We start from the raw sequence: 22,682 nt of genomic DNA, 5'->3' as shown, positions 1-22,682 counted from the left end.
GCGGATCCCACGACCGCACGCGAAGAACCCCTGAGTTGCGCCATACAGCGGCGTCGCTCGCGGCGCGGTTCGCCGCATCCCGCAGACTGAGTCCGTGGCCGTTCGCCAGGGGCTTGTCTTCCTCTGGCGCGGCCGGTAGACAGACGACGCCATCGATCGCTGGAAGAGCGATCCTGAAGAGCGGGAGATCACGCGTGCTGGGACTATTTCGACGACCGGAGCCCTTTGCCGACGGCGCAGCGTCACCCCGCGATCCCGGTCTCTGGTCACGGGGGCTCGGCCTCGCGGCGACCCGAAGCCTGCAGACGCTCGCAGTGCTGGCCCTCGTGGCGGTCGCGGTACTGGGGATCACGCAGCTGTCGCTGGTGTTCATCCCGGTGACGATCGCCCTGATCCTCGCGTCGGCCATCCACCCGCTCGTCTCCTTCATGCGGCGCCGGGGGGTTCCGTCGATCCTCGCGACGTGGATCTCTCTCATCGGCATCCTCGCCATCCTCGGCGGCATCGTCTGGGTGATCGTCCTCACGGTCCGTTCGCAGTGGGATGACCTCGTCGACTCCGCCACCGACGGAATCACCCAGGTCACGGCCTGGCTCAACACCCTGCCGTTCGACATCGACGCGATCGATCTCGACGACGTGTGGGCGAGTGCCGGCGACTTCCTCACCAGCGCTTCCTTCGGTCGAGGAGCACTCGCAGGAGTCTCGGCCACCGCGAGCTTCTTCACGGGCCTCGCCCTGATGATCGTGGTTCTCTTCTTCTTCCTGAAGGACGGACCCCGGATCTGGGAGTTCCTGCTGCGCCCCTTCACCGGCACGAGCTACGAGCGGGCGCGCCGCATCGGCGATAAGACGGTCGACGTGTTCGGCGGGTACATCCGCGGAACGTCGATCGTCGCCGCGGCAGACGCCATCGGCATCGGCGTCGGTCTCGCGATTCTGCAGATCCCGTTGGCCCTCCCCCTCGCCGTCATCGTCTTCTTGACGGCGTTCATCCCCCTCGTGGGGGCGACGGCTGCCGGAATCCTCGCCGCCCTCGTGGCACTGGTCACCCACGGCCCGCTGGCGGCCCTGATCGTCGTCGGAATCGTGGTCCTCGTGAACCAGCTCGAGGGCAACTTCCTGCAGCCCGTCGTGATGGCGCGCTCCCTCAAGCTCCACGCCCTCGTCATCCTGCTCGCCCTGACCACGGGCACGATCCTCGGCGGCATCGTGGGGGCCGTGCTCTCGGTGCCGATCGCCGCTGTGGCCTGGGGGATCATCACGGTCTGGGATGGGCCGCACACTCCCGCAGCTCCGTTCCGGAAGAAGCGCCCCGAGACCGTCTGAGGCGGTTCTCCTGAAGCGTTCTGACGCGCCGCCCGACTACTCGACGCCGCAGCGTGCGGCGGTGCAGGCTACGATCGACCCGCTGTCGGTGGCTTTCGCCTCCGAACCCGCACGTCGCAGACCGACCGCGATGAGCGGACGATCCTTGTCGTCGACCGCGAGGGCGAGAGCGTTGGAGAAACCGCCGTCGGTCGGCGCGGCAGCCAGCACGGGCGCGCTCGTGCGGGATTCGCACGCCGCGTCACCGCACGAGATCAGGGCGACATTCACCGCGCTGTCGATCGTTCCGATGAGCGGACGCCCGGTCGAGTCGATCGCCAGAGCGGGCGTGTGCAGCAGGTCGGTCTCAGCGGGGATGTCGGTGACCCCTGCCGTCGAGCACGATGCGTCCGCGCAGGAGAAGAGCCGCAGCGTCGAGTTGTCGACGGCACGGAACAGCACCACGGGCAGCCCGTCGGCACCGATCGCAATCTGCGCTCCGTGCGTCTGATCGAGGTCCGTGACAGCCTCGCCGGCGACGTCAGCGTCGAGCGCCTCTGTCGTCCAGTCGCCACCGGCGGTGGCGGTCATCACCCGGAGAGCGATGTCTTCCTCGTCCTCACCCCGATCGGTGAGCGTCACGAGGGCCGCACCGCCGTCGTCGGTCGAGGCGACGTCGAGTGTCGTGGAGTTGGTGCTCCATGAGGCCCACTGCACCGTCTGCGTCGTGCGCTCACTCGCCGTGCAGTCGGCATCCGCGCAGAAGTCGAGGGCGAGGGTCGCGGTGCGAGAGTCCGACGGCCGCACGATCGAGGCGATCACCGGGGCGTCTCCGCTCGAATCGATCGCCACGGCCATCAGGCTCTGGTTGCTTCGGTCGAAGACCGACGTCGCGGGTCGGAAACTCGACTCGAGCGCCCCGAGCACGCGCTCGTCCCCGGGGAATCCCGACCAGGCGTCGAATCTCTCGGTGTCGGTCGCGTCTTCTCCGAGCGGCTCAGACCAGGTCGCCAGCGACTCCGGGGAGCTGTGCGCCACGCGCAGCTCGAAGCTTCCCGATCCGTCGTCGGCACCTTCGATCGGATACCAGGAAGCCGAGAGCACCCCGCCGTCTGCGGCGGGAGCGATGGCCGTCGGGAGGATCGAGACCATCTCGTGCTCCGGTCCGCACTCGCTACCCGCGCACACTCTCGCGGAGGAGTCCTCGCCACCCAGCCGGGACAGCACGACGGTTCCGCCCTGCCACGGCACGATCTGAGACGAGGTCCACACGCGGTGCACGTCGGCAGCCGCGTATGCCGGGACGTGCCACGGGTTCACGGCGACGAGCAGGGCAGCCACGACCGCGGGCACGGCGAGCACGGCGACACCGATGAGGGCGCCCCGACGGCGCTCGAGAGGAGCGACCTCGACGTCGTCCGTCGCCGCCAGGAGCGGCTCGTCGACGCGGAGGGCGGCGCCACGCACCGCCACGGCGGCCAGAAGCAGCTGAACGAGCGATGCCGGCACCAGCGCGAGCACGACGCCGACGAACGGTGTCCACCACCCCGAGGGAAGCAGGCCGGCCAGCCAGCTCACCGCGAGCGTGACAGCACCGGCGAGGACGATCGTGACCACGATCGCGAGCCGCGGATTGCCGAGCGGCTCGGTCAACTGACCGAGGAAGATGCGAGGCGATCGCCATCCCCATGCGAGTGCCGAGGGAAGCGACTTCCTGCGTGTCACCAGCATCGGCCAGGCGAGCAGCAGCGGAGCGAGGATGATCCCGACGATGAGCAGGACGATGCCCGCAGCGATGCCGATGACCGGCAGGATCGCCGCCAAGGACGTCACGACCAGAACGATCGCCGCGAGGACGAGAAGGACCGCCACGGCGAGCGTCACGCTTGCCGGGCGCCGCAGCGCCCCGCGCCATGCCTCGCGGACGGTGATCGGTCGCCCATCGGATGCCGCGATGATGGCGAGCGTCGCGGCGGTGATGCCGAAACCGTGGGCGACCGCCACCGCGACGGCCAGGATCGCGACACCGATCGTGGCACCGGGGCCTGCACGGAGTGGGGACACCTCGCTGTTGACGATCGCCAGATCGCCGGAGAACACCGTCATCAGGATCGACGCGGCGACGATCCAGACGATCACGAGCGGTGTCGCGTAGGCGATCGTCGGCTCGGGCCTCCCGAACGCGAGAGCGATGGCCCTCGGCGGTCCGTACATCTTTCGAGCCGTCACCGAAGCGTGCACATCTCCCCCGTTCGTCCGCGCCGGTCACCCGATCGGCACGCCATCGAAACCCTACCGAGTGCGCACGAGCGCTGCGATGGAGAGAAGTCCCCACATGAGGGGTACGCGCGCTGCGACGAGTCATCCAGATTTGGGTGGTGGCCGAGTCCAGGACGCCCGCCGTCGTGCGCGGCTTCGCTGCATCGTCGTTCGACGGCGTGCGCACCGCTGACGCTGATCCTCACCGCTACTCTGCCGAGGTGCAGCGGTCAACCCACTCCCGGCGGGCGGACAGCGCCAATAGTCTGCCGCCACGATGACACGAGAGGAGTCCATCATGTCCACACCGACCCCACCGCTGATCCCTCTGCCTGACGACGGTGATCCCACAGGCGTTCCCGAGCGCGAGGTCGACGGCGAATCCGTCCTCGACACGGACGTCGATGCCGATCAGATCGACGGGGCGGAGGCCGACCGTCTGGCTGCGGAACGCCCCGGAGAAGACGACGCCGTCTGACCGATCGTGCGGCGGAGCTCACGAGAGCGGCTCCGCCGCACGATCCGCTCAGTTCGCGAGCAACGGCGGACGCGAGGGGATGACGATCGGCCTGGTCGCCCTGCTCGGATCCTTGGCCTGTGCGACTGCCGCAAGAACCTCCGACGCCCTCTGGTAGTGCGTCTCGAGCTGGAGGTCACGAAGCCACACGACCTCGACCCCGCCTTCCGCGTCGTAGACGCAGGCCACGACATGCCGAGGATCGTCGGCGTCGTACCGCTGGTCGTTGATCACCCAATCCGATGCAGTGACCGGTCGCAGTACGTATCTAGGCTCTGGATCTCCAGACATTTAACAGCCCTCCAAGACTTGTCTCCCCAGCAGATCATCCATCGCGGACGCTCTGGCGGATACCCCCTTGACAGGGTCGGAAGGCGGAGTCGGCCTGGAGGTCAGCCGGTCGGGCGGATCGTCAGGTCGGTGAGAGCGGCATCGTCGGGCAGATCGAGCGCGGTCAGGATGGTTGTCACGACCGAATCCGGCGAGATGAAGCGCGCGGCGTCGTACTCACGCCCTTCCTGCTGATGCACTCGCTCCTGCATGGGAGTAGCCGTGCGCCCCGGATAGATCGAGGTGACCCGCACGCCGTGCTCGGCCTCCTCGGCGCGCAGCGAGTCCGCCAGCGCCTTGAGACCGTGCTTGGATGCCGCGTAGGCCGACCAGCCCGCGTGCGCGTGCAGACCGGCGCCCGAGTTCACGAACACCACCCGGCCGCGCGAGACACGCAGCACGGGCAGCAGCAGCCGAGTGAGCTCGGCAGGCCCCACGAGGTTCACCGCGAGCTGGCGTTCCCACAGGTTGGCCGGCAGGTCGGCCACCGAGCCGAGATCGACGACGCCCGCAGCGTGCACGAGTGAGTCGATGCGCTCGGGAAGTGCCGTCTGCTTGGACAGCGCCCACGAGAGACGCCCCGGCTGGGCGAGGTCGCCGACGATCGCCGACGAACCGGGCAGCGAGGCCGTGATCTCCTTGGCCCGGCCCGCATCGCGCGCGAGGACCACGACCTCATCACCCCGGTCGAGCAGGCGGCGCGCGAGTACCGCGCCGATACCGGATCCGGCACCGGTGATCAGGTGGACACTCATGTCAGCCGCGGTCTGCGGCGGAGTCGGCGAGCTCGAACGGGACCACGGGGCAGTCCTTCCACAGGCGCTCGAGTCCGTAGTAGACCCGCTCCTCCTGGTGGAAGACGTGCACGATCAGGTCGCCGAAGTCGAGGAGCACCCAGCGGGCCTCCGCGCGTCCCTCGCGGCGCACACGCTTGTGCCCGGCTTCGATCAGCTTGTCTTCGATCTCATCGGCGATGGCGGCGACGTTGCGCTCGCTGTTTCCGGTGATGAGGAGGAAGATGTCGACGAGCGGCAGGGGCTCCGACACGTTCAGCGCGACGAGGTCCTCACCGCCCTTCGAGACGGCTGCGTCTGCTGCGAGCTGCAGCATCTCTACGGCGTTTTCAGGTGACTGCATCAGATTCAGAACACATTTCCGGTGAAGGCCACGATCAGGGCGACGCCCAGTGCGAGCGCAAGACCACCCGCCACGATCGCGAGGATGAGCATGAGCTTGTTGCCCTTTTCGGGGGCGGGCGGGCGGATGACCTCGCCCGCGGGCTTGATGGTGCTGACGGCCGAGCTGGCGGCGATCGGGGTCGGCGACGATGCCGGAGGCAGCTCGCCGTCGATGAGCACGGCGTCGACGTCCTTGCCGTCGGTCGTGCCGTGGGCGTGGCCCTGAGAACCGAGGCCCTTGGGCAGCTCGTACGAGCCGGTCACGAGGATCTCACCCGTGGAAGCGACGGGGCCCGACAGCGACCCGTCTCCGGGGGACGGATTGAAGATCAGGGTGCTTGGAGCGAGATGCTGCGAACCGGTCGAATCCCCGACCGTCAGCAACTCGTCGAACGACGGAGTGAAGGGCTTCGTCGCGTCGGCCGCATCGCTGAGCAGCCCCTGTCCGAACGCGGGGTTCACCGTGGGGTTCGTCTCTGCAGAGAGGTCGTCGTCGTCGGAGGCATCGACGTCGGCGAGGACGTCGTCCGGGTCGATCTCGTCGCGGTCTTCGACCGTGTCGACCTCGATGCCGAGCTCCGCGACTGCGGCCGCAGGGTCCTCGTCGGAGTCCGCATCGACCGCGGGCTCGGACTCGGCGGGGCCCTCGGATGCAGGAACGCCATCGTCGTCGAGTGGAGCAGATGCGAAGGGGATATCCCCCGAGGTCTCGACACCCGACGCGGCGCTCACCGGAGCGTGCGCGATCTCGTCGTCGACATCATCATCGGCATCGTCGACGTCATCGGACGGGACGGGCGGCGTGAAGGAGGGGATCGCAGTGACGAGGGCGGGAGTGTCCAGCACCGGGTCTGCGGAAGCGGCGGCTTCGACGGGCGCGTGCTCGGACGGAGCATCCTCACCCGTCTTCTCAGCGAAAGGAGCGTCTTCGTCCGCTGAGTCGTCGTCGTGCTCTCCGCCATCGATCGCGACGGATCCGGTCTTGGCGAGTTCGCGCTCACGGACCTGTCGGCGAGTGAGGGGTACGGCACCGGACTCGTCTTCCGGCAACGCCTCAGAGGACGGAGAAGACGGTGCGGCTGCGGACTCGACGTGCTCGGCCTCGTCGACCGTGCTGGCCTCGTCGACCGCACTCGGCAACGGGGGTGCGGGCGGTGCCGCGACGGCGGCAGCAGCCGCCTCCTCCGGAGTGATGACCGGCGTGGAACCGGTCAGCCGGATCTCACGCAGCTGCTTTCGCGTCAGCGGACCCTGATCCTGCCGATCCGATGTACTCATGCCTTGCTCCGATACAGATGATGCTTCGCGATGTATTGAACGACTCCGTCGGGGACGAGGTACCAGACCGGCTCATCGTCACGGACACGCACACGGCAGGCCGTCGACGAGATGGACAGCGCCGGCACCTCCAGCTGGCTGACGTTGTCGCTCGGGAGGCCGTCGGTGCTCAGAACGTGTCCTGGGCGCGAGACCGCGACGAAGTGGGCCAACTCCCACAGTTCATCATGGTCCCTCCAACTGAGAATTTGCGCTACGGCGTCGGCTCCGGTGATGAAGAAGAGCTCGGCATCAGGACGTTTCTCCTTCAGATCACGAAGGGTGTCGATCGTGTACGTCGGGCCTTCGCGGTCGATGTCGACTCGGCTGACGGTGAACTGCGGGTTGGACGCGGTCGCGATCACGGTCATGAGATACCGGTGTTCGCTGGGCGTGACCTCGGGCTTCTGCCATGGACGTCCGGTGGGGACGAAGACGACCTCGTCGAGGTCGAAGGAGTGAGCGACCTCGCTGGCGGCGACCAGGTGCCCATGGTGGATGGGGTCGAAGGTGCCGCCCATCACACCGATGCGCGGGGGACGCGAGGTCGTGTCGTCCATAGGGGCCTAGTGGCCGTGCCCTGCCTCGTGGCCGTCCTTGCCGTGCTTCGCCGCCCAGGCATCGGCCTTGGCGGAGTGGCGGTTGGCGACGTTCTTGTACGACAGCGTGACCAGGCCGAGGAATGCGAACACGATGATCGCGATCACGCCGAAGATCAGCGTCTCGAGCTGGACATTGCCGTGATGCTCGGTTTCGGCAGCGGCCATCGCGATCTGTGCGACGAGGTTCATCCTGACTCCGTTTCGTGGCTGGCGGGCATGACTCGCAGGGAGCCACAGCGCCCCCTAGTCTAGCCCTCAGCCGCGGGTCTGCCCCGACCCACGCGCCAGCCATTTCGTGCTGGTCAGCTCGGAAAGCCCCATCGGCCCTCGCGCATGCAGCTTCTGGGTCGAGATGCCGACCTCGGCACCGAAGCCGAACTCACCGCCGTCGGTGAAGCGTGTGGAGGTGTTCACCATCACCACCGCCGAGTCGACCTCGGCGAGGAATCGCTCCGCATTGCGCGTATCCGTGGTCACGATCGACTCGGTGTGCCCGGTGCTGTAGCGGCGGATGTGACCGATCGCGTCGTCGAGCGTGTCGACGACCTTGATCGCGATGTCGAGGCTCAGGTACTCCGTCGCCCAGTCCTCCTCGGTCGCGGGGATCACGTTCGAGACGAGCCCGGCGACCATGTCGTCGCCGTGGATCGCCACACCCTCGCTCTGCAGCGCGCTCGCGACCAGCGGCACGAGTCTCGGAGCGGCCTGGCGCAGCACCAGAACCGTCTCGACCGCATTGCAGACGCTGGGTCGCTGCACCTTCGCGTTCACGACGATGTCGCGCGCCCAGTCCTCGGGTGCGCTCTCATCGAGCACGATGTGCACGTTACCCGCGCCGGTCTCGATCACGGGGACCGTCGATTCCGTGACCACGGTCTCGATGAGCCCCGCGCTGCCCCGAGGGACGAGGACGTCGATGAAGCCACGGCCCTGCATGAGCGCCTTGGCGCCGTCTCGCCCGAAGTCGTCCACGGTCTGCACCGCCTCGGGTGGGACCCCTGCGCTCTCGAGGGCGTCGCGCATGACCTGCACGAGCACCGTGTTGGAGTCGCGTGCCGCGCTGCCGCCGCGAAGCACGACCGCGTTGCCCGAACGCAGTGCGAGCGCGGCGATGTCGACGGTGACATTCGGACGCGCCTCGTAGATCGCCCCGACCACTCCGAACGGCACCCTGACCTGCTCGAGGGAGACGCCGTTCGGCATCCGGTGTCCGCCGACGACGCGACCGACCGGGTCCGGCAACCCGGCGACGTCACGGACCGCCGAGGCGAGTGCCGAGACGCGCTTCTCGTCGAGACGAAGCCGATCGATCAGCGAGTCACCGATGCCGTCGGCCTGCCCGCGGGCGATGTCGAGACCGTTGGCCTCGATGATCCTGCCCGCGTTCTTCTCCAGGGCGACGGCGATCGCCTCGAGGACGCGGGCCTTGTCGTCGCTGGTCAGGGCGGCGGTGGCGCGGGACGCCTCTTTGGCGCGCTCCAGGCGCACCTGCGGGGTCTGGTCGGTCATCCGCCCAGTCTAGGAGAGCGCGGGCTCGAACCAGGTCCCTATTTCGGCACCCGAGAGCGCCTGGTCGACCAGGTCTGCACTCGTCACGAGAACTCCGATTCCGGATGCTGCGGCGAGGCGCGCGGCAGAGACCTTCGTCGCCGCTCCCCCGGTGCCGACGCTGTTGACGACGGTGGATCCGAACTCGAGGCCGGACAGATCGGCATCCGGCGCGACCACGTCGATCGGCTCGGCCGTCGGATCGGATGGCGGCTTCGTGTAGAGCGACTCGATATCGCTGAGCAGCACCAGCGCGTCGGCCTCGATGAGCTGTGCGACGAGCGCCCCGAGGCGGTCGTTGTCGCCGAAGCGGATCTCCTGAGTGGCGACGGTGTCGTTCTCGTTCACGATGGGAAGGATGCGCAGACCGAGCAGGCGCTCCATCGCCCGACGCGCATTGGAACGCGAGGTCGGGTTCTCGAGGTCGCCTGTGGTGAGCAACACCTGGCCGGCGACGATGTCGAAGGGACGAAGAGACTCCTGGTAGCGGTAGACCAGGATGTTCTGCCCGACAGCTGCCGCGGCCTGCTGCGTGGCGAGGTCGGTGGGCCGCGCGTCCAGGCGCAGGAAGGGGATTCCGGTGGCGATCGCACCGGACGACACCAGGATGACCTCGGCTCCGCGCGCATGCGCGGCGGCCAGCGCCTCCACCAGCACGGGGATGCGCCAGGACGACTCTCCGCTGATCGAGGACGATCCCACCTTCACGACGATGCGCGAGGCGGTGGCGAGGTCCGCCCTGGTGCGAGCGGTCACTCGCCGTCCTCGCGGTACGCCGCGAGTCGCTGCGCCTCGACCTCGGCACGCGCCTCGGCCTTGGCATCCATGCGCTCGTAATAGGTCTCGCGACGCTCGGAGGTGGTGCGACGGCTGTTCGGCGCCAGACGGGGGTCGGTGCCTCGAGGAGCGGTCATGAGCTCGGCAGCCGAGGTCATGGTCGGCTCCCAGTCGAAGACGATGCTGTCGCCCTCGCCGATCACCACGGTGGATCCCTGCACCGCACCGAGGCGGAACAGCTCGTCCTCGACACCGAGCTTCTCGAGACGGTCGGCGAGGAACCCGACGGCTTCTTCGTTCTGGAAGTCCGTCTGCTGGACCCAGCGCACCGGCTTCTCGCCGAGGATGCGGTAGAGGTTGCCGTAGGTGCCACCCTCGACACGGATCTCGAAGCCCTTCTTGGGACCCCTCGGGCGGAGGACGACACGCTCGCGCGGCGTCTCGTTGGCCGCGAGCTCCGCACGGTGCGCGTCGACGATCTCGCCGAGCGCGAAGGTCAGAGGACGCAGTCCCTCGTGCGAGACGGTGGAGATGTCGAACACGCGGAAGCCGCGCGCCTCGAGGTCGGGGCGCACGAGGTCGGCGAGGTCGCGGGCCTCAGGCACGTCGATCTTGTTCAGTGCGATGAGCTGAGGGCGCTCGAGCAGCGGAGTCTGGCCCTCGGGCACCTCGTATGCGGCGAGCTCGGCGAGGATCACGTCGAGATCGGAGATCGGGTCGCGCCCGGGTTCGAGGGTCGCGCAGTCGAGCACGTGCAGCAGCGCCGTGCAGCGCTCGACGTGACGGAGGAACTCCAGACCGAGCCCACGGCCCTCGCTGGCTCCCTCGATCAGACCGGGGACGTCTGCGACCGTGTACCGGGACTCGCCCGCCTGCACGACTCCGAGGTTCGGGTGGAGCGTGGTGAACGGGTAGTCGGCGATCTTCGGACGCGCTGCCGAGATCGCACCGATCAGGCTCGACTTTCCTGCCGACGGGTAGCCGACCAGGGCCACGTCGGCGACGGTCTTGAGCTCGAGGATGACGTCGCCCTCGGCACCGGGGGTGCCGAGCAACGCGAAACCGGGCGCCTTGCGCTTCGGGGTGGCGAGAGCCGCGTTGCCGAGGCCGCCGTAGCCGCCCTTCGCGACGACGAAACGCTCGCCGGGCTCGATCATGTCGATCAGGACTTCGCCTGCCGGGTTCTTCACCACCGTGCCGACGGGCACGGGAAGCTCGAGGTCCTCCCCCATGAATCCGGCGCGGTGGTCGCCCATGCCGGGGCCGCCGTTGCCTGAGCTGCGGTGCGGCGAGTGGTGGTACGACAGGAGCGTTCCCGTCTGCGTGTCGGCGACGAGGACGACGTCGCCGCCGTCACCGCCGTTGCCGCCGTCCGGGCCGCCGAGCGGCTTGAACTTCTCGCGGTGCACCGAGACACAGCCGTTGCCGCCCTTGCCCGCGCGCAGATGCAGCGTCACGGTGTCGACGAAACTGACCATGTCCCACTCCTCAATGATGATTTCGGCCCGAGACAGAGTCCGGGCCTGATACAGCAATTCGGGACGGGCCGAAGCCCGCCCCGAATCGGATGTCTACTGTCGTGCTGTGATCACTCAGCAGCGGCGACGATGTTGACGACCTTGCGGCCGCCCTTCGCGCCGAACTGGACCGCGCCTGCGGCCAGAGCGAACAGCGTGTCGTCGCCGCCACGGCCGACGTTCACGCCGGGGTGGAAGTGCGTGCCACGCTGGCGGACGATGATCTCGCCGGCGAGAACCTGCTGTCCACCGAAGCGCTTGACGCCAAGTCGCTGAGCGTTGGAGTCACGACCGTTACGGGTGGAGCTTGCGCCCTTTTTATGTGCCATGTCCTGGTCTCCTCGGTCTTTACTTGATGCCGGTGATCTTGACGCGCGTGAGCTCCTGACGGTGGCCCTGGCGCTTCTTGTAGCCGGTCTTGTTCTTGTACTTCTGGATGATGATCTTCGGGCCGCGGAGGTTGCCGATGACCTCTGCCGTGACCTTGACCTTCGCCAGCGAATCAGCGTCGGTGGTCACCGTGGCGCCGTCGACGAGCAGCACTGCGGCCAGCTCGATCTTCTCGCCCTGGGCAGCCTTGACACGGTCGAGCTGAACGATCGTGCCGACCTCGACCTTCTCCTGCCGCCCACCGGCGCGCACTACTGCGTAAACCACTTCATACCTGTTTCGTTGGGGAGCTCGCGGCTCCGAGATCTCACGGGAAGACTGTTGCTTGCATGCGTCGCGGGGGGCGACGGGTACGAACGCAAGACTCTCCGCCTCGACCGTCCAGGACGACGCGGCATACGCACCAAGGGACTACTTTACCGGAAGCAGGACACGGAGGCAAAACGTGCCGCCCGGTGTGTCCGGCCATAGGCTGACGAGATGACCGTTCTCGTCGATGACCCCCGTTGGCCCGCGCACGGGCGTCTGTGGGCTCACCTCGTCAGCGACGAGAGCCTGGACGAACTCCACGCCTTCGCGAGGTCTCACGACGTGCCTGCGCGCGCCTTCGACCTCGACCACTACGACGTGCCGGAAGAGCTCGTCCCCCGGCTCATCGCCGCCGGCGCACGACACGTCGACGGCAAAGAGCTGGTCCGGAGGCTGATCGCGTCAGGACTGCGCATCCCCGCCCGCGACAGGCGCTGACGGCTCGGAGTTCACGGACACCGGAGTGCCCGTGAGAGCCGCCGTCGAGACACGGCGACGACCGCGCCCCTGACCGGGAGCCTTCGGCTCGGGAAGAGCGTCGAGGACCGAGTCGAGCAGCGCTTCGGCCGGCGACTTCGGAGACTTGCGGTCTGCTCCGCGCTTCTTGCGGGGCTTCTTCGCACGCTCCTGAACGACAGGAGCCTCCACCTGCTCCGTGGCCGGTGCCGCGGCCTCCGCAGCAGGGTCCTCGGCGTTCGGCGTGCGCGTGGACGCCGCGATCTGTGCGAGTGCGGACTTCGCCCCCTCGGGGATGCTGTGGGTCGTCACCGACGCCGCCGCCTGGTTCTGGCTCTGGTTCTGCCCGTTGCCACCGCGCTGACGACGGTTCGACGAGGAGCCGCCGTTGCTGTTGCCGTTGCCGTTGCTGCTGGCACGGTGCTTCACGACGGGGTCGTGGTGCACGATGACGCCGCGACCGGCGCAGACGTCGCAGGCCTCGCTGAACGTCTCGAGCAGGCCGAGGCCGAGCTTCTTGCGGGTCATCTGCACGAGGCCGAGCGAGGTGACCTCCGCGACCTGGTGCTTCGTCCGGTCGCGGCTCAGGCACTCGATCAGGCGACGGAGTACGAGATCGCGGTTGGACTCGAGCACCATGTCGATGAAGTCGACGACGATGATGCCACCGATGTCGCGCAGTCGCAGCTGGCGGACGATCTCCTCCGCGGCTTCGAGGTTGTTCTTGGTGACGGTCTCCTCGAGGTTTCCCCCCGAGCCGACGAACTTTCCGGTGTTGACGTCGACGACCGTCATGGCCTCGGTGCGGTCGATGACCAGGGACCCACCCGAGGGCAACCAGACCTTGCGGTCGAGCGCCTTCTCGATCTGCTCCGTGATGCGGAACGCATCGAACGGATCAGCCTCGTCCTCATACGACTCCACGCGCTCGAGCAGGTCAGGCGCGACGCTCTCGAGGTAGGCGCGGATCGTGCGCTGCGACTCTTCGCCCTGGATGAGCATCTTCGTGAAGTCCTCGTTGAAGACGTCACGGACGATCTTGACCAGCAGGTCGGGCTCGGCGTGCAGCAGCGCAGGCGCCTGCTGATTCTCGACCTGCTTGCGGATGTGCTCCCACTGCGACGTCAGCCGCTGCACGTCGCGCGTCAGCTGGTCTTCGGTGGCCCCCTCGGCCGCCGTGCGGACGATCACGCCCGAGGACTCGGGCAGGACCTCCTTGAGGATGCGCTTCAGGCGCGTGCGCTCGTTGTCGGGGAGCTTGCGGCTGATGCCGTTCATGGAACCGCCGGGCACGTACACGAGGTAGCGGCCCGGGAGCGAGATCTGGCTGGTCAGACGAGCACCCTTGTGGCCCACCGGGTCCTTCGTGACCTGCACGAGGACGCGGTCTCCGGCCTTGAGCGCGAGCTCGATGCGACGGGGCTGGTTGCCGGTCTCGACGCCGTCCCAGTCGACCTCGCCCGAGTACAGCACGGCGTTGCGACCGCGACCGATGTCGACGAACGCGGCCTCCATGCTCGGGAGGACGTTCTGCACGCGGCCGAGGTAGACGTTGCCGATCAGCGACGCGTCCTGATTGCGGGCGACGTAGTGCTCGACGAGCACGCCGTCTTCGAGGACGCCGATCTGCGTGCGACCGTTCTTCGACCGGACGACCATCTTGCGGTCGACCGACTCGCGACGAGCCAGGAATTCGGCCTCGGTCACGACCGGACGACGACGACCGGCGTCGCGACCGTCACGACGGCGCTGCTTCTTGGCCTCGAGGCGGGTGGAACCCTTGATCGCCTTCGGCTCGGTGATGTACTCGACGACGCGCTGGCGCGGCTGGCGCGGCTCGTCACGCTGGTCGCGCGGCTCGCGCTGGTCGAGATCATCCGCGCCGCCACGACGGCGACGGCCACGACGACCGGATGCAGAGTCGTCGGATTCGCGCTCGGCGATGCGGTCGAACACGCGCTCGCGACCCGGACGGGCCGGGAGCGGCACGACCTCGGGTGCGTAGAAGTGGAGCTGGGTGGAGACCTGCGAGACGAAGACCTCGGGCAGCAGTCCGAGGGACACGGCCGTGATCGGCTGAGGCGCCTCGGGCGCGGGTGCCGCGGCGGGCTTCTCGTCAGCAGGGCCCTGGTCGGCAGGCGCCTCGTCGGCAGGCTTCTCGTCGGCAGGCTTCTCGTCGTCGGACTCGGCCGTGGCGGCCTCCGCCTCGACCGGTGCGTCCGCGGCAGCAGCATCCTCAGCAGGAGCAGCCTCCTCAGCAGCCGCAGGAGCAGCCTCCTCAGCAGCCGCAGGAGCAGCCTCCTCAGCAGCCGCAGGAGCAGGCTCCTCCGCAGGAGCAGCCTCGACAGGTGCGTCCTCCGTGGGTGCCTCGACCTCGTCGCTCTCCGGAGCGTCGGGCGTGCCGTCAGCCTCCGGAGCGTCGGCGACTACCTCTGCGGATGCGTCGGCATCCGCAGAGAAATCGAGGGTAGGTGCGTCGTAGTCATTGTTGTCTTCGGCCATCTCTGGCGTGCTCCTCGTGGCGGACACTTCGTGTTCCGCTAAATCTCATGCGGCGCCTACAGGTGCCGCGAACTCATTCAGTGTGTGACCGGCTCATGGCTCTGGTCACGAGGGGCATACGGCCCCGAAGTCTGCGTCGACGCCCACAACGACAAGGTCGAGCGATGCATCACAGGCCATTATCGCACCAAGTGGGCCGTTTCGCGGCATCGGCGCATGCTCGCGTCGTTTTCTCCGGCCCGCCTCACGCCCGATCCATAGTGATCACTGGGATAATCCACATATGAGCGAGCAGCGCACCCGCCCCGTCGTCTATGCCGTCTGGCTGATCATCGCGAGCGTCGTCGGCTGGTTCGCCGCCTTCCAGCTCACGGTCGAGAAGTTCGTGCTTCTCGAGAATCCGACCGATGCACTCGCCTGTGACGTCAGTCCGTTCATCCAGTGCAGCAAGAACCTCGGCTCCTGGCAGGGCGAGGTGTTCGGATTCCCGAACCCGCTGATGGGTCTCTCCGGATGGATCGCGCCCCTCGTGGTCGGTGTGGCCATCCTCGCCGGCGCCCGCTTCCCCCGCTGGTTCTGGGCTGCCTTCGGCGCCGGCATCACGTTCGCGTTCGGACTGGTCTGCTGGCTGATCGGCCAGAGCCTGTACGCCCAGAACCTCGGTGTGCTGTGCCCCTGGTGCATGGTCACCTGGGCGGTCACGATTCCGACATTCTTCGCGACCATGCTGCATCTGACCCGCAACGGCACCTTCACGAAGAGCGAGAAGGCTCAGGAGCGCGCGGACAAGCTCATGGTCTGGGTTCCGCTCGCCACGATCCTCGCGTACGCCGTCATCATCATGATGGCTCAACTGCAGGGCCTCGACTTCCTCGGCGAGATGGCGCGCATCATCTTCTGATCCGAGGCCGCCCGAACGACGAAGCCCGCCGCACGAGATCGTGCGGCGGGCTTCGTCGTCGAACGGACGCTCAGTCGAACCAGATGCCGAGCTCGCGTGCGGCCGACTCGGGGCTGTCCGAGCCGTGCACGAGGTTCTGCTGGACCTTGAGGCCCCAGTCGCGGCCGAAGTCGCCGCGGATCGTGCCGGGTGCCGCGGTCGTCGGGTCGGTGGTGCCCGCGAGCGAGCGGAATCCCTCGATCACACGGTTGCCCGCGAGGCGGATCGCCACGGACGGGCCCGAGAGCATGAATTCGAGGAGCGGCTCGTAGAACGGCTTTCCCTCGTGCTCGGCGTAGTGCTCTGCGAGGAGGTCGCGGTCTGGCTCGACCAGACGGATGTCGACGAGCGCGTAGCCCTTCGACTCGATGCGCGCCAGGATCGCTCCGGTGAGGCCGCGCGCGACACCGTCGGGCTTGACGAGGACGAGGGTTTCTTCGGTGGCCATGTCATTCACTCTCTGTCTGAGTCTCGGTCGTGGGCCCGGCCGGACGTCGTGCGTCCAATCGAGCCCCCATGATCGTCGCATACCCCCACATGCCGCCGAAAATCACGACCACGAGCAGGATGGCCGGAACCAGGACGGCGGCGACGGCGATGATCGCCTGGATCACCCATCCGGCCGTGATCGCCCAGGGCTTCGTGATCATGCCCGCCACGACGAGGCACGCGAGTCCGACCACACCACCGCCGACGATCCCCCACCACTGGGGGATGCCGGGCGGCAGCGTCTTCAGCCCGAAGACCGTGAGACCGGCGAGGAACACGACGATCGATTCGAATCCCAGCACGATCGGCGCGAGCTTCTGCACCAGGGTGCGCGGCGGCCTCGGGGCGCGGGGCGGTCTCGCCGATGCGGCATCGGCACTCACGCGTGCCACCCCGACTTCCAGTCCTCTTCCTCCGACAGCGCGATCGCCTCGCCGGCCAGGACGACCGACCCTGCGATGACCACGGCGCGGCGATCGGAGGATGCCGCCCACTCGCGTGCCGCGTCTGCCGCATCGGCGAGCGTCGCGTGCACGGTGGCACGATTGCCCGTGGCCTCGACGAGGTCGGCGATCGCATCGGCGTCGCTCGCGCGGTCGGAGTCCGGCGCGGTCGCGAACACATGCGCGGCGGCCGGGGCGAGCTTCGTCACGATGCCCGCCGCATCCTTGTCGGCGAGCACCCCGAGCACGACGCCCCACTCGTCGAAGTCGAAGCTGTCGTCCATCGCCTGAGCGAGCGCGGCGGCACCGTGCGGGTTGTGCGCGGCATCCACGATCACCGTGGGGGCGATGCCGAGCAGCTGCAGGCGACCGGGAGACGTCGCGCCCTGCAGCCCTTCCGAGACGATGTCGGCGGCGATCCGATGCTGTCCACCGCCGATGAGCGACTCGACCGCTGCGACGGCCAGGGCGGCGTTGTGGCCCTGGTGGGCGCCGTACTGCGGCAGGTACTCCTCGAGGTACTCCCCCGCGAGTCCGCGGATCGAGATGAGCTGCCCGCCGACCGCGAGCTTCTGGTCGGTGAGACCGAACTCGTCACCCTCGAAGGCGATCGTGGCGTTCTTCTCCGTGGCGACGCGCCGGAGCACCTCAGCCGCCTCGGTGGGCTGCTGCGCCGAGACGACGGCCGCACCCTCCTTGATGATCCCTGCCTTGACCGTGGCGATCTCGGCGATCGTACTCCCCAGGCGATCGGCGTGATCGATGTCGATCGGCGCGAAGACCGCGACATCGCCGTCGGCCGTGTTGGTCGAGTCCCACTCGCCGCCCATGCCCACCTCGAGCACGAGCACGTCGACCGGAGCATCGGCCACCGCGACGAAGGCCAGCACGGTGAGCAGCTCGAAGAACGTGAGCGGCTCCTCTCCCGCAGTTTCCAGCTCGGCATCCACGATCCCGACGAAGGGCTCGATCTCGTCCCACGCGTCGGCGACCGCAGCATCCTCGATCGGCTGTCCGTCGATCATGATGCGCTCGGTGAAGCGCTCGAGGTGCGGGCTCGTGAACAGTCCGGTGCGCAGACCGTGCGCACGGAGCAGGCTCTCGATCATCCGGGCCGTCGACGTCTTGCCGTTGGTTCCCGTGATGTGCACGACGCGGTAGGTGCGCTGCGGATCGTCGAGGAAGGCCAGGATCCGCGCGGTGCGCTCCTTGCGGGGCTGCACCCACCGCTCCCCCGCGCGACTCAGCAGGGTCTCGAAGACGGCATCCGCCCTGTCCCGCGCGCTCATGCGGACACTCCGATCCGGCGCACGGCGACCGTGAAGTCGCCGCTGTTCGCGTACGTGCCCTTCGGGATGACCGCCTCGAACTCGGCGGCCGCCGCGTGCTCTCCCGATTCCACGTGAGTCTCCGTGGCCGAGCGCACGGCGAACTCCCGTGCCAGGGTCTCGCCCGCGACGTCGGCCGTGTCGAACGCCGACGCGACGTACTGCGCATCCTGCGCGTCCTGGAAGGTCAGCACCAGCTGGATCCGGTCACTGACGTCGAAGCCCGCATTCTTGCGAGTGTCCTGCACGGCGCGGATGATGTCTCTCGCGAGCCCCTCGGCTTCGAGCTCCGGCGTGGTCTGCGTATCGAGCAGCACGACGCCGCCCGTCGGCACGAGAGCGAGAGCTTCGCCCTCCGGACGCCCGGTGGTCTCGAGTGCGAGCTCGTACTCCGACGGCTCGAGCGCGATGCCGCCCGCGACGACGACGCCGTCGGTCTCCGACCAGTCGCCCGCCTTCGCCGCCTTGATGACGGTCTGCACGTTCTTGCCGAGACGAGGCCCTGCAGCACGCGCGATCACGCTGAGCCGGTGGCTGATGCCGTAGTCCGCCGCGGTCGTCTCGGACTGCGCGACCAGCTCGACGGACTTGACGTTGAGCTCCTCGCGCAGGATGTCCTCGAACTGGCCGAGCGTGGCCGCCAGCGGCGACACGACGGTGAGCCGCGCGAGAGGCAGGCGCACGCGCAGCTTCTCCTTCTTGCGCAACGCGTTGCCGACACTCGACAGTTCGCGGACGGCATCCATCGCGTCGCGGATCTCGTCGGCCGCGGGGAACGCGGTGTCGTCCGGCCAGTCCTGCAGGTGCACGCTGCGACCGCCCGTGAGCCCCTGCCACACGCGCTCGCTGATGAGCGGCACGAGCGGCGCGGCGACGCGGGTCAGCGTCTCGAGCACCGTGTAGAGCGTGTCGAACGCGTCGGTGGACGAGCCTTCCCAGAACCGATCGCGCGAGCGGCGGATGTACCAGTTGGTGAGCACCTCGGCGAAGTCGCGCAGACGCGCGGACGCGGTGGTGGAGTCGAGCCCCTCGAGGTCGGCCCGCACCTCGCGCACGAGGTCGCCGAGACGCGCCAGGATGTAGCGGTCGAGAACGTCGGTCGAGTCCGTGCGCCAGGTCGCCTCGTACCCGCCGGGCTTCGCCGCGTTCGCGTAGGTCGCGAAGAAGTACCAGGAGTTCCACAGCGGGAGCAGGAATTCGCGGACACCCGAGCGGATGCCCTCCTCTGTCACCGCGAGGTTGCCACCGCGGAGCACCGAGCTCGACATGAGGAACCACCGCATCGCGTCGGAACCGTCACGGTCGAGCACCTCGGAGACGTCCGGATAGTTGCGCAGCGACTTCGACATCTTGTAGCCGTCGTTGCCCAGGACGATGCCGTGGCAGCTCACGCCGGTGAACGCCGGGCGGTCGAACAGCGCGGTCGACAGCACGTGCATGACGTAGAACCATCCACGGGTCTGACCGATGTACTCGACGATGAAGTCGGCGGGCGCATGCGTGTCGAACCACTCCTGGTTCTCGAACGGGTAGTGCACCTGCGCGTACGGCATCGACCCCGAGTCGAACCACACGTCGAAGACGTCCTCGATGCGGCGCATGGTGCTCTTGCCGGTCGGGTCGTCGGGGTTCGGACGCGTCAGATCATCGATGTACGGACGGTGCAGGTCGACCTCGCCCTCGGGGTTGCGCGGCAGCGTGCCGAAGTCGCGCTCCATCTCCTCCAGCGAGCCGTACGCGTCGACGCGCGGGTACTCGGGGTCGTCGCTCTTCCAGATCGGGATAGGCGATCCCCAGTAGCGGTTGCGGCTGATCGACCAGTCGCGTGCACCCTCGAGCCACTTGCCGAACTGGCCGTGCTTGACGTTCTCGGGCACCCAGGTGATCTGCTCGTTGTTCGCGAGCAGGTCGTCCTTGATGTCGGTGACACGGATGAACCAGCTCGACACCGCCTTGTAGATCAGGGGGTTCCGGCAGCGCCAGCAGTGCGGGTACGAGTGCACGTAGCTCTGTTCGCGCAGCAGGCGGCCCTCGGCGCGGAGCAGACGGATGAGCGGCGTATTCGCGTCCATCCAGAGCTGGCCGGCGACGTCGGTCACGTTCGGCAGGAACCTGCCGCCGTCGTCGAGCGACAGGATCGTGGGGATGCCGGCGGCACCGGCCACCCGCTGGTCGTCCTCACCGTAGGCGGGAGCCTGGTGGACGATGCCCGTGCCGTCGCTGACGGTGACGTAGTCGTCGACGAGGATGCGCCAGGCGTTATCGGTGCCGTAGGTCTCGGTGTCGGCGTAGTAGTCGAAGAGACGGTCGTAGGTGACATCCTGCAGGTCGGCGCCTCTGACGGTCGCATCGACTGCGGCGAGCGCGTCGTCGAGGTTCTCGTATCCGAGGTCCTTGACGTAGCCGCCCAGAAGCTCGCGGGCCAGGAGGTACCGGTGCGCGGAGGCCTCGATCGCGGCATCCGTGGTTCCGGCAGCCGCGTGCACGTCGGCGGCTCCGTTCGGACCTGCCGGAAGCACGACGTACTCGATGTCGGGTCCGACGGCGAGGGCGAGGTTGGTCGGCAGCGTCCACGGGGTCGTCGTCCAGGCGAGGGCGCGCACGGCGGTGAGTCCGAGCGCCTCGGCCTTGGCGCCGGTCAGCGGGAAGGTGACGGTGACGGATGGGTCCTGGCGGTTCTGGTAGACGTCGTCATCCATGCGCAGCTCGTGCGCCGACAGCGGGGTCTCGTCACGCCAGCAGTACGGCAGCACACGGTATCCCTCGTAGGCGAGGCCCTTGTCGAACAGGGTCTTGAACGCCCAGAGCACGCTCTCCATGTACCCGAGGTCGAGCGTCTTGTACCCGCGCTCGAAGTCGACCCAGCGGGCCTGACGCGTGACGTAGTCCTGCCACTCGTGCGTGTACTTGAGCACCGAGTCCTTCGCCTTCGCGTTGAAGACGTCGATGCCCATGGCCTCGATCTCGCTCTTCTCGGTGATGCCGAGCTGCTTCATGGCCTCGAGCTCGGCGGGCAGACCGTGGGTGTCCCAGCCGAAGACGCGGTCGACCTTCTTGCCGATCATGGTCTGGAAACGCGGGAACACATCCTTGGCATAGCCCGTGAGAAGGTGCCCGTAGTGCGGCAGACCGTTGGCGAACGGCGGGCCGTCGTAGAAGACCCACTCGTCATCGCCCTCGCGCTGCTCGATCGAGGCACGGAAGGTCTGGTCGGTCTCCCAGAAGTCGAGCACGTCGCGCTCGATCTCGGGGAACCGAGGGCTCGGGGCGACGGAGGCAGCCTGGTCGGCGGCGGGGCCGAAGGAGGAACGCGGGTAGGTCATGTCGTCTCGCAGGAGTCGTGGCGGATGCTGCTGCGAGGACGATCCGTCCGGACTGTCGTTCCGGGGAACCGCGGTACCACCTCGCGTGCCGCGCCTCACGGCGGAGCCACTCTCACTGCGGCTGTGACGGGCCTGCCCCGCTCGGTTCTAGTGAGTCGCCCCGTGCGAGGCGACCGTTCTTCCGAGAGCTCCCCGGTGATGTCGGATCACAGCTCGTGACTCCATTGTACGCGCCAACCGGAGCCTCCCGCCCGTCGCCGTTCAGCGCGCCCGCCCACGGTCGAGGAGGTAGTGCACCGCGGCGGCGGCCATCGCGACCTGGTCATGGTCGACCCCGGGGACCTCGTGCAGCTCCCACCGGAGGGCCACGCCGTCCTGGTCGGCCGCGCGCATCGATCGGTCGAAGAACTCCCGACCGCGCTCGAGCCGCGTGTCTCCCTGGGCGCTGGCATCGGGATCCCGCCTCAGGTTCTTCGTTCCGACGTCGTCGGTCCCGAGCAGCACGATCAGATGACGGCCGAACGCGGCGGTCGCGTCGAAGTCCGGTGCGTCGGGACCGTCGAGTCCGAACGGGAACCGTGCGGAGTCATCCGGCATCGTGTACCACCCCGCATTCGCCGCCACGGCCACGTCGACGGGAGCGTGGGGGACGAACTCCACGTAGCGGTGCACGAACTGGGCACCCGCGGAGTGGCCGAACATCGAGAAGCCGCTCTGCTCGCCTCCGATCCGGTCACGGGCATCCTCGAACAGCGGCTCGATGTATCCGTAGGCGCCGTCGAGGACGCGAGAGTCGTCGCCATTCGATCCCTCGGCATCGGCGAGACCGCCGAGGTTGTAGTTCTCCGCGTCGGGGAACTCGTCATCACTGAACTGCGGCGCCACCACCACCACGTCGCGGTCGCGCACGAGCTCGGTCCACGTGTTCCGGTAGTCCGCAGCATTGCGCTCGACCCCGTGCATGACGACGATGATCGTCGCCTGCTCGGTCGCACGTGCGCCCGTGACGTAGTAGACGGGGATCGGCTCACGACCCTCGACCCGGAGAACGTACTTGCCGCTGCCGAGGAGTCCGGAGACCGGCGGGATCGGCGAACAGGCGGCGAGCGCGGCGGAGAGGACGATGGACATGATGATCAGGATCCCCCAG

At 68.1% G+C, this 22,682-nt stretch carries 22 protein-coding genes; 4 read left to right on the top strand and 18 right to left on the bottom strand.

Annotated elements, in window-relative coordinates:
• The first annotated feature begins 197 nt into the window (after nucleotides 1–197).
• A complete protein-coding gene (locus tag ACTJKH_RS13170; protein ID WP_440737298.1) occupies nucleotides 198–1,328 on the top strand; it encodes an AI-2E family transporter in 1,131 nt (376 codons plus the stop codon).
• Nucleotides 1,329–1,364: 36 nt separating this feature from the next.
• On the opposite strand, the gene ACTJKH_RS13165 is transcribed toward ACTJKH_RS13170, so the two are convergent.
• On the bottom strand, nucleotides 1,365–3,521 hold the full coding sequence (locus ACTJKH_RS13165; protein WP_440737283.1) for a hypothetical protein: 2,157 nt from the start codon (nucleotides 3,519–3,521) through the stop codon (nucleotides 1,365–1,367).
• Nucleotides 3,522–3,864: 343 nt separating this feature from the next.
• Here ACTJKH_RS13165 and ACTJKH_RS13160 point away from each other — a divergent pair, with 343 nt between their 5' ends.
• Nucleotides 3,865–4,044, top strand: a complete 180-nt coding sequence (locus tag ACTJKH_RS13160; protein ID WP_440737282.1) for a hypothetical protein — start codon at nucleotides 3,865–3,867, stop codon at nucleotides 4,042–4,044.
• Nucleotides 4,045–4,092: 48 nt separating this feature from the next.
• On the opposite strand, the gene ACTJKH_RS13155 is transcribed toward ACTJKH_RS13160, so the two are convergent.
• The 11 genes from ACTJKH_RS13155 to rplU form a co-directional block, all read right to left on the bottom strand.
• Entirely contained in the window at nucleotides 4,093–4,317 is a 225-nt protein-coding gene (locus ACTJKH_RS13155) for a hypothetical protein (protein WP_440737281.1), read from the bottom strand.
• Between the two features lie 158 nt (nucleotides 4,318–4,475).
• Nucleotides 4,476–5,168, bottom strand: a complete 693-nt coding sequence (locus tag ACTJKH_RS13150; RefSeq protein WP_440737280.1) for an SDR family oxidoreductase — start codon at nucleotides 5,166–5,168, stop codon at nucleotides 4,476–4,478.
• A gap of 1 nt (nucleotide 5,169) precedes the next feature.
• The gene (rsfS, locus tag ACTJKH_RS13145) at nucleotides 5,170–5,550 is read right to left on the bottom strand and encodes a ribosome silencing factor (protein ID WP_210098232.1); all 381 of its coding nucleotides are present in this window, start codon (nucleotides 5,548–5,550) and stop codon (nucleotides 5,170–5,172) included.
• Between the two features lie 5 nt (nucleotides 5,551–5,555).
• A complete protein-coding gene (locus ACTJKH_RS13140) occupies nucleotides 5,556–6,869 on the bottom strand; it encodes a hypothetical protein (RefSeq protein ID WP_440737279.1) in 1,314 nt (437 codons plus the stop codon).
• On the bottom strand, nucleotides 6,866–7,468 hold the full coding sequence (nadD, locus tag ACTJKH_RS13135) for a nicotinate-nucleotide adenylyltransferase (protein ID WP_210098234.1): 603 nt from the start codon (nucleotides 7,466–7,468) through the stop codon (nucleotides 6,866–6,868). The genes ACTJKH_RS13140 and nadD overlap by 4 nt, the downstream gene beginning before the upstream one ends.
• A 6-nt stretch (nucleotides 7,469–7,474) precedes the next feature.
• Nucleotides 7,475–7,699 carry a hypothetical protein gene (locus tag ACTJKH_RS13130; protein ID WP_210098235.1) on the bottom strand — a complete coding sequence of 75 codons (225 nt, stop codon included), beginning with the start codon at nucleotides 7,697–7,699 and terminating at the stop codon, nucleotides 7,475–7,477.
• 66 nt (nucleotides 7,700–7,765) lie between these two features.
• The gene (locus tag ACTJKH_RS13125; RefSeq protein ID WP_440737278.1) at nucleotides 7,766–9,019 is read right to left on the bottom strand and encodes a glutamate-5-semialdehyde dehydrogenase; all 1,254 of its coding nucleotides are present in this window, start codon (nucleotides 9,017–9,019) and stop codon (nucleotides 7,766–7,768) included.
• A 9-nt stretch (nucleotides 9,020–9,028) separates the two neighbouring features.
• Nucleotides 9,029–9,814: a glutamate 5-kinase gene (proB, locus tag ACTJKH_RS13120; RefSeq protein WP_259162796.1), complete on the bottom strand. Its 786-nt coding sequence runs from the start codon at nucleotides 9,812–9,814 to the stop codon at nucleotides 9,029–9,031.
• Nucleotides 9,811–11,313, bottom strand: a complete 1,503-nt coding sequence (gene obgE, locus ACTJKH_RS13115) for a GTPase ObgE (protein WP_440737277.1) — start codon at nucleotides 11,311–11,313, stop codon at nucleotides 9,811–9,813. Before obgE ends, proB begins: the two co-directional genes overlap by 4 nt.
• A 110-nt stretch (nucleotides 11,314–11,423) precedes the next feature.
• Complete coding sequence (gene rpmA, locus ACTJKH_RS13110; protein WP_028501603.1) at nucleotides 11,424–11,681, bottom strand: 50S ribosomal protein L27; 258 nt, start codon at nucleotides 11,679–11,681, stop codon at nucleotides 11,424–11,426.
• A 19-nt stretch (nucleotides 11,682–11,700) separates the two neighbouring features.
• On the bottom strand, nucleotides 11,701–12,009 hold the full coding sequence (rplU, locus tag ACTJKH_RS13105; RefSeq protein WP_028501602.1) for a 50S ribosomal protein L21: 309 nt from the start codon (nucleotides 12,007–12,009) through the stop codon (nucleotides 11,701–11,703).
• A gap of 213 nt (nucleotides 12,010–12,222) precedes the next feature.
• Between rplU and ACTJKH_RS13100 the strand changes: the two genes are divergently transcribed.
• Nucleotides 12,223–12,489, top strand: coding sequence for a DUF4031 domain-containing protein (locus ACTJKH_RS13100; RefSeq protein ID WP_440737276.1), 267 nt, complete (start codon nucleotides 12,223–12,225; stop codon nucleotides 12,487–12,489).
• Here the strand turns inward: ACTJKH_RS13100 and ACTJKH_RS13095 are convergent.
• Nucleotides 12,454–15,009 carry an Rne/Rng family ribonuclease gene (locus ACTJKH_RS13095; RefSeq protein WP_440737275.1) on the bottom strand — a complete coding sequence of 852 codons (2,556 nt, stop codon included), beginning with the start codon at nucleotides 15,007–15,009 and terminating at the stop codon, nucleotides 12,454–12,456. The two genes, ACTJKH_RS13100 and ACTJKH_RS13095, sit on opposite strands and share 36 nt — an antisense overlap.
• Nucleotides 15,010–15,292: 283 nt before the next feature.
• Here ACTJKH_RS13095 and ACTJKH_RS13090 point away from each other — a divergent pair, with 283 nt between their 5' ends.
• Entirely contained in the window at nucleotides 15,293–15,910 is a 618-nt protein-coding gene (locus ACTJKH_RS13090) for a vitamin K epoxide reductase family protein (RefSeq protein ID WP_259162802.1), read from the top strand.
• 70 nt (nucleotides 15,911–15,980) lie between these two features.
• On the opposite strand, the gene ndk is transcribed toward ACTJKH_RS13090, so the two are convergent.
• The 5 genes from ndk to ACTJKH_RS13065 form a co-directional block, all read right to left on the bottom strand.
• Nucleotides 15,981–16,397, bottom strand: a complete 417-nt coding sequence (gene ndk, locus ACTJKH_RS13085; protein WP_045254652.1) for a nucleoside-diphosphate kinase — start codon at nucleotides 16,395–16,397, stop codon at nucleotides 15,981–15,983.
• Nucleotide 16,398: 1 nt separating this feature from the next.
• Nucleotides 16,399–16,830, bottom strand: a complete 432-nt coding sequence (locus ACTJKH_RS13080) for a DUF4233 domain-containing protein (protein WP_210098242.1) — start codon at nucleotides 16,828–16,830, stop codon at nucleotides 16,399–16,401.
• On the bottom strand, nucleotides 16,818–18,170 hold the full coding sequence (locus ACTJKH_RS13075; protein WP_440737274.1) for a bifunctional folylpolyglutamate synthase/dihydrofolate synthase: 1,353 nt from the start codon (nucleotides 18,168–18,170) through the stop codon (nucleotides 16,818–16,820). Before ACTJKH_RS13075 ends, ACTJKH_RS13080 begins: the two co-directional genes overlap by 13 nt.
• Nucleotides 18,167–21,532 (bottom strand): isoleucine--tRNA ligase, encoded by a 3,366-nt coding sequence (gene ileS, locus ACTJKH_RS13070; RefSeq protein WP_440737273.1) that lies wholly within the window; start codon nucleotides 21,530–21,532, stop codon nucleotides 18,167–18,169. The genes ACTJKH_RS13075 and ileS overlap by 4 nt, the downstream gene beginning before the upstream one ends.
• A 261-nt stretch (nucleotides 21,533–21,793) precedes the next feature.
• Entirely contained in the window at nucleotides 21,794–22,663 is an 870-nt protein-coding gene (locus ACTJKH_RS13065; RefSeq protein WP_440737272.1) for a hypothetical protein, read from the bottom strand.
• Nucleotides 22,664–22,682 lie beyond the last annotated feature (19 nt).

It is taken from the genome of Microbacterium sp. 22215 (genome assembly GCF_052045655.1).
Lineage (GTDB): Bacteria > Actinomycetota > Actinomycetes > Actinomycetales > Microbacteriaceae > Microbacterium > Microbacterium phyllosphaerae.
The sequence above is the reverse complement of the archived record's forward strand: the minus strand, read 5'-3'. Positions and strand labels throughout refer to the sequence as shown.